This is a genomic window from Ottowia caeni, assembly GCF_050821495.1.
GTDB lineage: Bacteria > Pseudomonadota > Gammaproteobacteria > Burkholderiales > Burkholderiaceae_C > Ottowia > Ottowia caeni.
The window spans coordinates 2,151,078-2,164,588 of the sequence record NZ_CP151080.1 but is presented as its reverse complement, the minus strand read 5'-3'; the positions used below and the strand labels follow the sequence as shown (position 1 = coordinate 2,164,588).

Genomic DNA, 13,511 nt, shown 5'->3' with positions numbered 1-13,511 from the left:
GACCTACCACTTTCCCCTTGCTGCGCGTGCGCGGCGTGGCCAAACGCTACGGCGAATTTACAGCCTTGCATGAAGCCTCTTTTGACCTGTGGCCCGGCGAAGTGCTTGCCGTGGTCGGTGAATCAGGCTCAGGCAAGAGCACGCTACTCAACACGATAGCTGCCCGGGTGCAACCAGATGCTGGCTCTGTTCAATATCTGATGCGTGACGGCTCGGTTCAAGATGTACATGCCATGAGCCAAGCCCAACAGCGCCTGCTCGCACGTACCGACTGGGGCTTCGTGCACCAGAACCCGGCCGACGGACTGCGCATGGATGTATCTGCCGGGGCCAATGTGGGCGAACGCCTGATGGGTTTGGGCGAGCGTCATTACGGCCAGTTGCGGACAACAGCCTCGGAATGGCTGCAACGTGTTGAGATTGATGCCGTTCGCATCGACGACACGCCACGCACATTTTCAGGCGGCATGCGCCAGCGTCTGCAGATCGCCCGCAACCTCGTAACGCGCCCTCGCCTCATGTTCATGGACGAGCCCACCTCCGGGCTTGACGTTTCGGTTCAAGCACGATTGCTGGACCTTCTGCGCCAGCTCACACGCGAGCTTCAACTGGCTGTGGTCATTGTCACCCACGACCTGGCTGTCGCCCGGCTGCTCGCCCATCGCATGGTGGTCATGCAAAGAGGTCGCGTCGTCGAATCGGGCTTGACCGACCAGGTGCTGGACGACCCTCAGCACGCCTACACCCAACTGCTGGTTTCTTCGGTATTGCAGCCATGACACACGAAAAAAAACCTCTGGTTTCCACCCCCATTTTGTCGGTGCGAGGGGTCGCCAAGCGCTTTGTGATGCACCATCAACACGGAGCCGAACTACCCGTGCTGGACCACGCAGACCTTGACGTTGATGGCGGCGAGTGTGTCGTACTCGAAGGCCCCTCTGGCATGGGCAAAAGTACGTTGCTCAAGCTCGTCTACGCCAACTATAGCCCCACTGCTGGCGATATCTGGGTACGCTCGGCCAGCGGTGATTCGGTGAACCTAAGCAGCGCCAGCGCTCGCGAGCTCGTTGACCTGCGACGCCACACCATCGGCTACGTGAGCCAGTTCCTTCGGGTCATTCCCAGGGTTTCGGCGCTCGACGTCGTCGCTGAACCCTTGACTGAAGACTCCACCGGCGACGCGCAGGCTCTGGCGTTGGCTCGCGAGGCAGCAAGAGAGCAGGCTCGCCACTGGCTGAGCCGGCTGCGCATTCCTGAGCGCCTTTGGGGCCTGCCGCCAGCCACCTTCTCCGGCGGTGAGCAGCAGCGCATCAACATCGCGCGCAGCATGATCAAGCCTCGTCCGCTGCTGTTGCTAGACGAGCCCACCGCTTCGCTGGACAAAGCGAATACCCAGACCGTGATCGAATTGATTCATGAGGCTCGTGAGCGCGGAGCGGCTTTGTTGGGCATCTTTCATGACGCCGGAGTGGCAGAAGCCGTAGCCACCCGTCGCGTACCTGTTGCCAGCTTCCGCAAGCGGGCGCCAACCCCTTCCATACAGCACCCCGTAGGAGAGCCCGCATGAACGCCCCGCGCGATATTCCACAAGCCACCATCGAGGCAGCCGCAGCGATGAACGAGTTAATCCTTGCGAATGCCAGGCTGGTGTTGGCCGATGAGGTGATCACCGGCTCCCTGCAGGTTCGCCAAGGCCGCGTTGCTGCACTGGACAGTGGAACCAATGTGCCCGCGGGCGCAGTAGACCTTGAAGGTGATCTGCTACTGCCAGGATTGGTGGAGATCCATACTGACAATTTTGAGAGACACCTGATGCCGCGCCCAAAGGTGCAATGGGCTGAGCTGCCTGCCCTGCTGGCACATGACGCCGAGATTGCGGCAGCAGGCATCACTACAGTGTTCGACGCTCTCGGCGTGGGTGAAGCCGATACCGAGTCACTGCGCGGAACCGCCTGGGACGCCGTGGTAACCACACTCAGCAACTGCAGGCGTCACGACCTGTTGAGGGCCGATCATTTGCTGCACATACGCTGCGAACTGCCGGCACCGAACACCATCGACCTGTTCCAACCGTTTGTAGATCATCCGCTCGTTCGATTGATTTCGCTCATGGACCACACGCCCGGCCAGCGGCAGTGGGAAAACATTGAGCATGCCCGTGTGTACTACACCGGCAAGAAAGGCTGGAGCGAAGAGAAATTTCAACGCAAGGTCGCGGAAGCTGAGGAAATGCAGCAGCGCTATGCCAACCCGCATCGCCAGCATTTTGTTGACTACGTAAAAGACCGCGGAATCGCCTTGGCCAGCCATGACGACACGACGCTCGCGCAGGTTCTTCAGGCCCAAGCAGAAGGCGTGACCGTTTGCGAGTTTCCGACCACGGAGCTGGCAGCTCGCGCAGCGCGTGAGCACGGCATGGCCACCGTCATGGGTGGGCCGAATGTGGTGCGTGGAGGCTCACACTCCGGCAACGTCGCTGCATCGCATCTGGCCAGCCTGGGACTGCTGGACATACTATCCAGCGACTACGTTCCAGGCAGCCTTCTCACTGCTGCACTTCGGCTGGTAGACGACGGCCACATGACATTGCCCCAGGCCGTGGCCACCGTCACCCGAAACCCGGCGCGCGCGGTTAATCTGCATGATCGCGGTGAGCTCGCCGTGGGTCTGCGTGCCGATCTCGTTCAGGTACGCGTGGTAGAGGTAGCCGATGGACATCACCATGCCGTAGTTCGGGCCGTTTGGCGCGACGGCCGGCGCGTGATCTGACTCGAGTGCAAGCATGAGCGAAACCAACGAATGCGGGCTAGGCAACGCGTCCGACCGCTGGACGTACGTAACTGCCCACAACGCTCAGGCGGCACCTTGCCTGACCGTGGCCCCGACGATTCACCCCACGGCTGTGGTTCAGAGGAGTAGCTTCGGTCAGTACACAGAAGTCGGCGAGCACGTGATCATGAGCGACAGCACGCTGGACGACTACAGCTACATCTGCCGTGGCTCCGAGCTCACCGATACCGACATTGGCAAGTTTTCCAACATCGCTGCCATGGTTCGGATCAACCCGGGCTTCCATCCAATGGACCGTCCGAGTCTGCATCACTTCACCTATCGGCTCTCCCGTTACGGACTGGCCGATGGAGACGATGAAGCTTTCTTCGGATGGCGGAAACGCCAGCGTGTTCAGATCGGGCATGACACCTGGATAGGTCATGGCGTGGTCATCATGCCTGGCGTGCGCATAGGAGACGGCGCGGTGGTAGGCAGCAACTCGGTCGTCACCCGCGATGTGCCCCCTACGCCATCGTAGCCGGCGCACCGGCGCGTGTGCTGCGCATGCGGTTTCCGCGTGACATCGCGGAAGCCCTGACCGCCACAGCATGGTGGGACTGGGATCATCAAACCATTGCTGAGAGGCTAGCAGATTTTTCAGATCTCAGGTCGTTCCTGCATCTGTACGCGCCGCGCCACGAAACCTTCCCAAAACCTTCAAACAGTTGTCACGCAAAAAGCTAACACTCGAGGTTGTCTAGATAACTTTCCGGAGCAACTCAATGACCAAAGCATTGCGCGTTCATAACCTTAGCAAACGCTTTGCAGGTGGCAAGCTTGCGCTCAACAATATCAACCTTGAGATCGGTCAGGGCGAAATGGTGGCCCTGATCGGAGCGTCGGGGTCAGGCAAATCCACTCTGCTGCGCCATGTCGCTGGACTGATGACAGGCGATGCCACGCCAGGGTCGATGATTGAAGTGAGCGGTCGCTGCGTGCAGCGAGATGGCCGCATTCAACAGGATGTGCGCCACATTCGCTCAGAGGTCGGATTCGTCTTCCAGCAGTTCAACCTCGTGGATCGACTGCCGGTGTTGATCAACGTCCTGGTAGGCCGCCTCCACGCCATGCCCTGGTGGCGCAGTTGGACACGTATGTTCACCGCCCAGGAGCGGACTGCGGCCATCGAGGCACTGGGGAGAGTCGGCATCGCAGAGTGCCACGCCCAGCGCGCATCAACCCTTTCCGGCGGCCAACAGCAGCGTGCCGCCATCGCCCGCACGCTGGTGCAAGGTGCCAAGGTGGTGCTCGCCGATGAACCCATCGCCTCACTCGACCCGGAATCATCAAGAAATGTGATGGAGATCCTCTCCCGCATCAACCGCGAAGACGGCAGCACGGTAGTGGTTTCGCTCCACCAGGTGGACATGGCGATGCGCTACTGCCCCCGGGTAATCGCCTTGCATCAGGGGCGAGTGGTCTACGACGGCCCTTCGAGCGAGCTTACACCTGCCCTGCTCCGCAATCTCTACGGCATGCAGGCCGACGAAATTTTGAACGGTAGCAGCACGCTGCACGAACCTGCCCAACCAGCGCCTGCCCCGGCTGTCGTTGCATGGCCCATGCCCATGCCCTTGGCCCAGGCAGCCTGAACGCCAATTTTTCCCTAATTAACCTTTCGCAAGGATTGAACCGTGTTCAAGAAAACTCTACTGGCCGTGACACTCGGCCTCACCATGGCGACGGTTGTCCACGCCCAGGAAATCAACTTCGGCATTATTTCCACTGAGTCGTCACAGAACCTGAAATCCGACTGGCAGCCACTGCTGGACGACATGGCCAAGCAGACCGGCCTGAAAGTCAAGGCATTCTTTGCCCCCGACTATGCTGGTGTGATCGAAGGTATGCGCTTCAACAAAGTTCAGGTCGCATGGTTCGGCAACAAATCTGCCATGGAAGCCGTGGACCGTGCCAACGGCGAAGTCTTCGCCCAGATGGTCAATGCCGACGGCACGCAAGGCTACTACTCTCACCTGATCGTCCACAAAGACAGTGCGCTGAAGTCCCTGGACGACGTGCTCAAGAACGGCAAGTCATTGACGTTCAGCAACGGCGACCCCAACTCGACCTCGGGTTTCCTGGTGCCGGGCTTCTATGTGTTCGCCAAGAACAAGATTGACCCCAAGGCTCACTTCAAGGTTTCTCGCAACGCCAACCACGAAACCAATGCTCTGGCCGTGGCCAACAAGCAGGTTGACGTCGCCACCAACAACAGCGAAAACCTGGGCAAAATTCAAGAGCGCCAGCCAGAGAAGTTCAAGGACATCCGCGTCATCTGGACGTCGCCCCTGATTCCGCTGGTCCCACTGGTCATCCACAAGGAATTGCCTGCTGCAGCCAAGGAGAAGATCAAGAACTTCTTCTACAACTACGCCAAGACCGATGCGCGCGAAAAAGAAGTCGTGATGAAGCTTTCGAAGCTTTCGGGCTTCAAGCCGTCGTCCAACGCTCAATTGATCCCCATTCGTGAGCTTGATCTGTTTGGCAAGCGCACCAAAATCGAAGCTGACACCACCTTGAGCGTAGCGGACAAGACCGCCAAGCTGGCGGAGATTGACAAGCAATTGGCTGCCCTGCAGTAAGAGGCTGCGCATCTGGGCCCGCCCGTCACACGGCGGGCCTTGTCACACCTGGAAAGCAAAATGACCACTACCACGACCACCCCCACCCTGGCCTCGCTGGCACAGGCAGCACAGCCACGCCGAAGCCTTGGCTGGTTTATCGGCTGGGCCGCCGTGGCCCTGATTTTGGCAGCATCCTGGGAGGGCGCCGACATGCGCCCCATGGAACTGTTGCGTGACTCCGGCAACATGGCCACCTATGCGAGCGAGTTCTTCCCTCCCAACTTCGCGGACTGGAAGATGTACGTGCATGAAATGGTCATCACGCTGCAGATCGCTGTATGGGGCACAGCCCTGGCGGTGCTGACCGCCATTCCGCTAGGACTGCTGGCATCCTCCAACATCACCCCGTGGTGGATCCACCAGCCTGTGCTACGTCTGCTCGATTCGTTCCGCGCCATCAACGAGATGGTGTTCGCCATGCTCTTCGTGGTGGCCGTCGGCCTAGGACCATTTGCCGGTGTCCTGGCTCTCTGGATCCACACGTCAGGCACTTTGGCCAAGCTTTTCTCCGAAGCGGTAGAGGCGATCGATCCGCAACCCGTGGAAGGCATTCGATCGACCGGCGCATCCGCCCTGCATGAAATCGTCTATGGCGTTATTCCGCAAGTGATGCCCCTCTGGGTTTCTTATACGCTGTACCGCTTTGAAGCAAACGTACGCTCAGCTTCGGTGGTGGGCATGGTTGGCGCAGGCGGCATTGGCGTCGTGTTATGGGAAATCATACGTGGCTTCCAGTATGCTGAAACCGCTGCGGTGATGCTTATCATCATCGTCACGGTCAGCCTGATTGACTTAGCGTCTGCCCGGATTCGGAAACTGATGATCTAACTTCAATACTGCGCATCGAATTTTTCCAATGTATCTGTTGTAGGAGCGGCATTAGCTGCGACGTGGGCTTTCGCGACTAAAGTCGCTCCTACATGAAAACCACAGACAAATTGGTGAAAGGCTACTGTTCCAAGCAGGCAAAGACTCACCACACCTAATCAATGCCTACTTACACCATGAGTACCAATAGCCAGAGACAGGTCGTGGCCCGTCTGGGCACCACTCAGACTCTGGCGTGGGCTTCGTCGTACTACCTGCCTGCCTTGCTGGCAGCGCCGCTGGCATCAGAACTTGGGCTGCCGGTAACCAGTGTATTTGGCGCATTCACGCTGGCACTATTGATTTCGGCGCTGATTGGTCCGCTGGCCGGGCGGGCGATCGATGAGCACGGTGGTCGCAAGGTGCTCATTGTCACCAACGTTCTCTTCGCCAGTGGCTTGACAGGCCTGGCCCTGGTGCAGAACGAATTCCAATTGTGGGCAGCCTGGGCCCTACTGGGCTTGGCGATGGGCAGCGGCTTGTACGACGCAGCTTTTGCTACCGTGGTGCGCCTCTATCCTGCCAATGCCCGCAATGCCATCACTGGCATCACTCTGGTGGCTGGCTTTGCCAGCACGGTAGGTTGGCCGCTTACTGCCTGGTGGATAGAAACCTTGGGCTGGCGTGGCACATGCCTCGCCTGGGCGGCGCTGCATGTGGTGCTGGGCGCGCCGTTGCATTGGTGGTTACCGCGGAGGGCGCCAGAGGTTATTCCAACAACCAGTATTCCGCCCACGCATTCTCAGGTTGCTGAAGCGCCTCAGCCTGTACCTTCATGGATAGGAATGGCCATGGCAGTTGTGTTTGCCATCGTGTGGTTCACCAGCACGGCCATGGCCACTCACCTACCCACGTTGCTGCAAGACCAAGGCCTGAGCGCGACTGCGGCGCTTGGCATTGCCATGCTGGTGGGGCCGGCACAGGTTGCCGGGCGTTTGTTGGAGTTCGGCATTCTGCGGCATATCTCACCCCTGCTATCAGCCCGAATGGCCGCTGCCGCTCACCCGCTGGGTGTTGTCGGATTCATGATTCTTGGGCCGGCAAGCGCATGGCTTTTTGCTTTTCTGCATGGCGCGGGCAACGGCATTTTGACCATCGCCAAAGGCACCCTTCCTCTCGTCGTTTTTGGTGCTACGGGCTACGGCCAACGCCAAGGCTGGATCATGGCGCCTGCTCGAGTCGCACAGGCTGCGGCACCCTTGCTATTCGGCATGGCCGTGGTGCACTGGAGCAGTGGCGCGCTGTGGCTGACGACAGCCCTCGGCCTACTCGCCTGCCTTCTGCTGCAAGCCATGGCGGCACGTTTGCGTCGCTGAGGGTGCCTCAGCCTAGAACCGTTTCTGAACTCAACCTAGTGAGTTCCTGCTGTACCGTACTCCCATGACCATTATTCGAGCCATGAGCATTGACGACTACGATGCCGTCATCAAACTGCTGTCCGACACGCCGGGCGTCTCGTTACGCGATGCCGACTCCCGCGAAGCCACTGCGCGCTACCTGACGCGCAATCCAGGCCTGAGCTTCGTCGCCCTCGACGACTCAGACCCAGGTAAGCTTAAAGGCTGCATCATGAGCGGCCACGATGGCCGCCGAGGCTACCTGCAGCATCTTGCCGTTCTGCCAGCTTACAGACGACAAGGAGTTGGGCGCATGTTGGTTAATCAGTGCATTGACGCCCTGAAGCGCCTCGGCATTAACAAGTCGCACATCGACGTGTTCACGGAAAATGAAATGGGCTGTCAATTCTGGGTCCGTCAGGGCTGGAAGCTTCGCGACGACATCGTGCGTTACTCTTACGTGGCAAGCGGCAACGTAAACGCCTAATTAGTCTCAAAAGAGCGGAAACGTCAAGTACATCGCCATGTACGTGCTGGTTTATGCTCGCTCCGGTATACAGTTCCACTCATGGAACTGCGTCAGCTTCGTTATTTCGTCAAAGTATGTGAGCTCGGAAGCATGGGACGAGCTGCACTTGAGATGGGGCTGGCGACATCCGCGCTAAGCCAACAGATTAGCCGTCTGGAAGGAGAGCTCTCAACGCGGCTACTACAGCGCAAGACAACCGGCGTACAGCCGACCGATGCAGGCATGGCGTTCTGGCAACAGGCCCAACTCACCCTGCGTCATGCCGATGACGCGATCAGGGCCGCTCAAACTGCGCGCCTCTCTGGTCACGTCAACATCGGCATGTCATCTACAACGGCCTCAGTACTTGGTGTGCCCTTGCTTCAGGCCATGGCCGAGCGGTATCCGGCAGTGCGTCTGCAACTGGTTGAAGCGCTTTCGGGAAACCTCGCCGCGATGCTGAATGCCCGCCAGCTGGATCTGGCCATTCTGTTTGGGGCCGATACAGCGCGAAGATGGAGCATCACGCCCCTGTTGGATGAGAAACTATTCGTCATTGGCGTCAAGCACCTTCCCGGCATGCCTGCCGGCCCGCGGGTCCGCTTGACCGAGGTCGCTAGTCTGCCCCTTATCTTACCCAGCCCCAGCCACGGCTTGCGTACTCTTCTGGACGCCGCCTTTGCGCGAATACGAGTCACCCCAAACGTAGTAACCGAAATCGATGGACTCTCTCTCCTGATGGACGCTGTCCGCGCGGGCCACGGCGCCACCATTCAGCCCGGCGCGGCCATGGTACGGCTCGGCTCGGGCGACTGCGTCAGCGTTCCACTGAAGGATGGCACCGCCATTCGACGCAATTTGCTTGCCAGTCTCTCGGAAGACGAGCTCTCGCCGGCTGCGCTGGCTGCGAGAGTTGTCTTGACCGAAGTAGCACGCTCGGCTGTGTCAAGTGGCCTCTGGAAGGGAGCTACTCTTCACAAAAACTGAACGCCCGTTGGCAAAAGCCGACTTGCTGGAGTAAATTGGCCCCTCTACATTCGATCCCCTGATACACGAAACTGGGAGATTGAATTGCATGACGTCCTCGTCATCGGTGGCGGCAACGCCGCCTTGTGTGCCGCCCTGATGGCACGTGAGGCTGGTGCAAGTGTGCTGCTGCTGGAGGCGGCACCACGTGAATGGCGCGGAGGAAATTCCGCTCACACCCGCAACCTGCGCTGCATGCACGATGCGCCGCAAGACGTGTTGATCGATGCCTATCCCGAAGAAGAATTCTGGCAGGACCTGCTGAAGGTAACCAGTGGAAAAACCAATGAGCACCTGGCGCGCCTGGTGATACGCGCTTCCAGCAACTGCAGAGACTGGATGCGAAAACACGGCGTGCATTTTCAGCCGCCTCTCTCAGGCGCATTACACGTTGCACGCACTAATGCGTTCTTCATGGGAGGAGGCAAGGCGCTGATCAACGCCTACTTCCGCAGCGCTGAAAAACTGGGAGTAGAAGTTCGGTATCAATCTCCGGTCGATCGCATAGAAATGGACGGGGGACGCTTCGTCGCGGCGTACGTGAACGGACAAAAAATTCCAGCCAAGACCTGTGTGCTCGCTGCCGGGGGCTTTGAGTCAAACCGTGACTGGCTGCGATCTGCCTGGGGTCAAAACGCAGGTGGCGAATGGACGGCAGACAACTTCCTCATTCGGGGAACCCGTTACAACCAGGGTGTATTGCTTCGCCACATGCTCGAAGACCATGGAGCGGACCGGATCGGCGACCCGACGCAAGCCCATATGGTCGCCATCGATGCGCGCGCCCCTCTGTATGACGGTGGCATCTGCACCCGCATCGACTGTGTTTCCCTCGGCGTGGTGGTTAACAGCCAGGGCGAGCGCTTCTATGACGAAGGCGAGGACTTCTGGCCGAAACGCTACGCAATCTGGGGGCGACTCGTGGCTCAGCAGCCAGGCCAAATAGGCTATTCAATCATTGATGCCAAAGCCATTGGCCGCTTCATGCCACCCGTGTTTCCTGGAGTGGTGGCCGATTCGCTTCCCGAACTCGCACGAAAACTGCAGTTGGATGAGGATACTTTCATGCGCACGCTGAACACCTACAACGCTGCGTGCGTACAAGGAAACTTTGACCATACCGTGCTCGACGACTGCCATACTGAAGGCATCGCTCCGCCAAAGACGCACTGGGCGCGTCCGCTCGACACCCCACCCTTCTATGGATACGCCGTCCGGCCAGGGGTGACTTTCACCTACCTCGGTTTTCTCACGGACGAGACCGCTGCGGCACGCTTTGGTGGCGTGCCAAGTGACAACCTCTTCGTAGCCGGGGAATTGATGGCCGGCAATGTCCTTGGGCAGGGCTACACCGCGGGAGTAGGCATGTCCATAGGAACGGCTTTCGGCAGAATCGCTGGAACAAACGCGGCCCGAGTAGCCACCGGCAAAGGAGCGTCGCATGCAAACGCTTGACGCTTTGACGCGCGACGCGCGCGCATTGGCTCAAGGTCAGCCGGTACTGAGCCTGCATGAGGCCGAAGTGTCCCGGCAGATGCAAATCTGCAATGCCTGTCGTTACTGCGAAGGCTTCTGCGCGGTGTTTCCGGCCATGACACGCCGGCTCGAGTTCGGGAAAGCCGATATTCACTTCCTGGCGAACCTGTGCCACAACTGCGGAGCGTGCCTGCATGCCTGCCAATACGCACCGCCCCATGAGTTCGCAGTCAACGTGCCTCAAGCCATGGCACGGGTTCGAGTCCAGACCTACAGCGACTACGCCTGGCCCCCCGCCCTCGGCAGCCTCTACCGGCGCAACGGACTTTTCGTCTCTCTCGCGTTGTCCTTCGGTATTGCTCTTTTTCTGGCCATTGCGGTGTCCCTCAACGGGAGCTTATGGGGCTCCAAACCTGGCGCCGACTTCTATGCGATCTTTCCTCACAATCTTCTGATCAGCCTGTTCGCGCCCGTTTTTCTATTCGCTGTTTTCGCTCTAGGCATGGGGGTCCGCACCTTCATGCGCGACGTCAGATCATCCACAAGCGGCGCCCCTGCCAGCGGCGCGGCAGCCGTCGAAGCGACTCACTCCGTCCTGAGCCTCAAATACCTTGATGGAGGTCATGGTGAAGGCTGTCATGACGCTGACGACGCCTACACGCACTCGAGAAGACGCATGCACCATTTGACGTTCTACGGATTCATGCTGTGCTTTGCCTCTACCAGCGTGGCCACTATCTATCACTACTTCCTAGGCTGGCAAGCGCCATATGACCTGCCGTCTGTACCGAAGCTATTGGGCGCGATTGGTGGCATCAGCATGGTGATGGGCACTATCGGGCTATGGAAGTTGAATCGGAGTCGCCCCGCAGAGCATGGTGCCGCCGAGCAGAAGCCGATGGACCTGGGATTCATTGCCCTGCTTTTCCTGATAGCGTCGAGCGGGCTTTTTCTGTGGTGGACGCGCGGCACAACAGCCATGGGTGTCATGCTGTGCATCCATCTCGGTGCCGTCATGGGACTGTTCCTCACCCTACCCTACGGTAAGTTTGCGCACGGAGTATTCCGCAGCGCAGCCATGCTGCGCCACGCAGTGGAAAAACGACAACCTAACCCGATCGGGCTAGGCTCGGATTGACCCGGAACTATTGAAAGGTCGTGACGCAAGCGCCTCTGCTGCGTTACGGCTTCAAAACGAAAGTATTGAGACATGAAAACGTCGCTGGAGGTCTTGCGCAGCTACCCGCCGCACGACTACACCCTCTATGGTGCTCTGCTCAGCCGCAAGGCAGCAAGAGGAGACGCCCCGATGATTCTCGACGAATCCGGGCGGGGCATGACTTGGAACGAAGGCGTTGCTGCGTGCGAGTCATTGGCACGCGCTCTGGCCGCTCGCGGCGTGAAAACAGGAGATCGGGTAGCCTTGATAGCACGAAATGGCCCTGGCCACGTGCTACTGTTGTTTGCACTCGCAAGACTTGGCGCCATTCTCGTTCCGCTGAATCCCGAACTTGGTGTCGCCGAACTACGATTCGCCCTGGGCCATGCGCAGGTTTCTGCGACTGTGGTTGATGAAGCAGCCCATGTAGCGGTTAGCGAAGCGCTCGCAGAAGCAGGTCTAGACGGATGGTGTGCCTACGTCGACGGCCCCGTGCGTAACGGTTTGGCAAGCCTGCTGACGATGCAGGAAGAGGCACCTGAACTCACATTGCCCGCACCGCCATCGGCCGACACTCCTGGCGTGATGATCTTCACTTCCGGGACTACAGGCTACCCCAAAGGTGTGCTTCATAGCCAGCGCAGCATGCTGCTGGTCGGCGAAGCAAACCTTGGCCGCATGCAACTGAGACCGGAAGACCGCATTCTGATCGTGTTGCCATTCTTTCATGTCAATGCGCTGTGCTATTCCCTGTGTGGAATGCTCGCCGCGGGCTGCGCTCTGATCGTAGCCCCGCGCTTTTCAGCGTCCCGCTTTTGGCATATTGCGGCAGACACCGGAGCAACGGTCGTCAACATCATAGAAACCCTGGGCTCGATTCTGAAGTCACGCGACCGTTCGGAATTCCGCAAAGATCACCAACTGAGAGTCGTATATGGGGTGCGTCTTAACGCACAGCAGGTTTTTCGTGAGGACTTTGGGATCCAGAACCTGTTGTCAGGTTTCGGCATGACCGAGATCCCCGGTGTTACCTGCAACCCTTATGGTGAGCCATGTAAACCGGGTTCCATGGGGCTGTTGGCTCAGCACCCCGATCCCGAACAACCCTGGGCAGCATGCCGCATCGTTGACTCGGAAGGCAATGATGTCGAAGTAGATTCTGTGGGGGAACTATGGGTGAAAACGCCCGTATGCATGCTGGGATACTACCGTGATCCAAAGCAGACCGCAGAAGCCTTTCACGACGGATGGTTCAAAACTGGAGACCTCGTTCGTCGCGATGCCGAAGGCTGGTTCTTCTATGTATCCCGAGCGAAAGACATCATCCGCAGGCGCGGGGAGAACATCGCAGGCGCAGAACTCGACCGAGTCGTAGGAGAGCACCCGGCGGTGCATGAAGCCGCCGCCATTGCAGTGCCGTCAGAACTAGGAGAGGATGAAATTCTGGTGGCCCTTGTCCTCAAACCCGGCTCCACCCTGACTGCAAAAGCAGTAGCAGACTGGTGCAGAGAGCGTCTCGCTGCGCACAAAGTCCCCCGGTTCGTAGCGTTCGTAGACGAAATTCCTCACACCCCTACTCACAAGGTGGCCAAAGCGCAGATGCGGCAAGACGTCAGTCTGCGCTCTCGAGCCACTGACCTTCAGACCCCCTGAACCCATCGCACTATTACTCAAGAAGGCAC

Annotated in this window: 13 protein-coding genes; all 13 read left to right on the top strand. The window is 59.0% G+C overall.

Features of this window, described 5'->3' with window-relative positions; translation table 11 throughout:
• Positions 1 to 17: 17 nt before the first annotated feature.
• The 13 genes from phnK to AAAK34_RS10400 all read left to right on the top strand — a co-directional run bounded on the left by phnK (position 18) and on the right by AAAK34_RS10400 (position 13,482).
• Positions 18 to 779, top strand: coding sequence for a phosphonate C-P lyase system protein PhnK (gene phnK / locus AAAK34_RS10460; protein WP_431777250.1), 762 nt, complete (start codon positions 18 to 20; stop codon positions 777 to 779).
• Entirely contained in the window at positions 776 to 1,567 is a 792-nt protein-coding gene (gene phnL, locus AAAK34_RS10455; RefSeq protein ID WP_231692986.1) for a phosphonate C-P lyase system protein PhnL, read from the top strand. Before phnK ends, phnL begins: the two co-directional genes overlap by 4 nt.
• Positions 1,568 to 1,614: 47 nt before the next feature.
• Entirely contained in the window at positions 1,615 to 2,769 is a 1,155-nt protein-coding gene (locus AAAK34_RS10450; protein WP_231693338.1) for an alpha-D-ribose 1-methylphosphonate 5-triphosphate diphosphatase, read from the top strand.
• Positions 2,770 to 2,782: 13 nt separating this feature from the next.
• The gene (locus tag AAAK34_RS10445; protein ID WP_431777249.1) at positions 2,783 to 3,310 is read left to right on the top strand and encodes a DapH/DapD/GlmU-related protein; all 528 of its coding nucleotides are present in this window, start codon (positions 2,783 to 2,785) and stop codon (positions 3,308 to 3,310) included.
• Positions 3,311 to 3,554: 244 nt separating this feature from the next.
• Positions 3,555 to 4,424 carry a phosphonate ABC transporter ATP-binding protein gene (gene phnC, locus AAAK34_RS10440; protein ID WP_231692984.1) on the top strand — a complete coding sequence of 290 codons (870 nt, stop codon included), beginning with the start codon at positions 3,555 to 3,557 and terminating at the stop codon, positions 4,422 to 4,424.
• Between the two features lie 42 nt (positions 4,425 to 4,466).
• Complete coding sequence (phnD, locus tag AAAK34_RS10435) at positions 4,467 to 5,414, top strand: phosphonate ABC transporter substrate-binding protein (protein ID WP_231692983.1); 948 nt, start codon at positions 4,467 to 4,469, stop codon at positions 5,412 to 5,414.
• Positions 5,415 to 5,474: 60 nt separating this feature from the next.
• Positions 5,475 to 6,284, top strand: coding sequence for a phosphonate ABC transporter, permease protein PhnE (gene phnE / locus AAAK34_RS10430; protein WP_231692982.1), 810 nt, complete (start codon positions 5,475 to 5,477; stop codon positions 6,282 to 6,284).
• Between the two features lie 176 nt (positions 6,285 to 6,460).
• On the top strand, positions 6,461 to 7,639 hold the full coding sequence (locus tag AAAK34_RS10425) for an MFS transporter (protein ID WP_231692981.1): 1,179 nt from the start codon (positions 6,461 to 6,463) through the stop codon (positions 7,637 to 7,639).
• 64 nt (positions 7,640 to 7,703) lie between these two features.
• A complete protein-coding gene (locus AAAK34_RS10420) occupies positions 7,704 to 8,147 on the top strand; it encodes a GNAT family N-acetyltransferase (protein WP_431777248.1) in 444 nt (147 codons plus the stop codon).
• An 81-nt stretch (positions 8,148 to 8,228) separates the two neighbouring features.
• Complete coding sequence (locus tag AAAK34_RS10415; protein ID WP_231692979.1) at positions 8,229 to 9,155, top strand: LysR family transcriptional regulator; 927 nt, start codon at positions 8,229 to 8,231, stop codon at positions 9,153 to 9,155.
• Positions 9,156 to 9,239: 84 nt separating this feature from the next.
• Positions 9,240 to 10,649 (top strand): FAD-dependent tricarballylate dehydrogenase TcuA, encoded by a 1,410-nt coding sequence (tcuA, locus tag AAAK34_RS10410; protein ID WP_231692978.1) that lies wholly within the window; start codon positions 9,240 to 9,242, stop codon positions 10,647 to 10,649.
• Positions 10,636 to 11,808, top strand: a complete 1,173-nt coding sequence (gene tcuB / locus AAAK34_RS10405; RefSeq protein ID WP_231692977.1) for a tricarballylate utilization 4Fe-4S protein TcuB — start codon at positions 10,636 to 10,638, stop codon at positions 11,806 to 11,808. The genes tcuA and tcuB overlap by 14 nt, the downstream gene beginning before the upstream one ends.
• 72 nt (positions 11,809 to 11,880) lie before the next feature.
• Entirely contained in the window at positions 11,881 to 13,482 is a 1,602-nt protein-coding gene (locus AAAK34_RS10400; RefSeq protein WP_231692976.1) for an AMP-binding protein, read from the top strand.
• The last annotated feature ends 29 nt before the right edge of the window (positions 13,483 to 13,511 follow it).

Bases quoted from the DNA above. Each gene is read 5' to 3' on its own strand.
- phnL (WP_231692986.1), top strand. From the start codon at position 776: ATGACACACGAAAAAAAACCTCTGGTTTCCACCCCCATTTTGTCGGTG.
- AAAK34_RS10450 (WP_231693338.1), top strand. From the start codon at position 1,615: ATGAACGAGTTAATCCTTGCGAATGCCAGGCTGGTGTTGGCCGATGAG.
- AAAK34_RS10445 (WP_431777249.1), top strand. From the start codon at position 2,783: ATGAGCGAAACCAACGAATGCGGGCTAGGCAACGCGTCCGACCGCTGG.
- phnC (WP_231692984.1), top strand. From the start codon at position 3,555: ATGACCAAAGCATTGCGCGTTCATAACCTTAGCAAACGCTTTGCAGGT.
- phnE (WP_231692982.1), top strand. From the start codon at position 5,475: ATGACCACTACCACGACCACCCCCACCCTGGCCTCGCTGGCACAGGCA.
- AAAK34_RS10425 (WP_231692981.1), top strand. From the start codon at position 6,461: ATGAGTACCAATAGCCAGAGACAGGTCGTGGCCCGTCTGGGCACCACT.
- AAAK34_RS10420 (WP_431777248.1), top strand. From the start codon at position 7,704: ATGACCATTATTCGAGCCATGAGCATTGACGACTACGATGCCGTCATC.
- AAAK34_RS10415 (WP_231692979.1), top strand. From the start codon at position 8,229: ATGGAACTGCGTCAGCTTCGTTATTTCGTCAAAGTATGTGAGCTCGGA.
- tcuB (WP_231692977.1), top strand. From the start codon at position 10,636: ATGCAAACGCTTGACGCTTTGACGCGCGACGCGCGCGCATTGGCTCAA.
- AAAK34_RS10400 (WP_231692976.1), top strand. From the start codon at position 11,881: ATGAAAACGTCGCTGGAGGTCTTGCGCAGCTACCCGCCGCACGACTAC.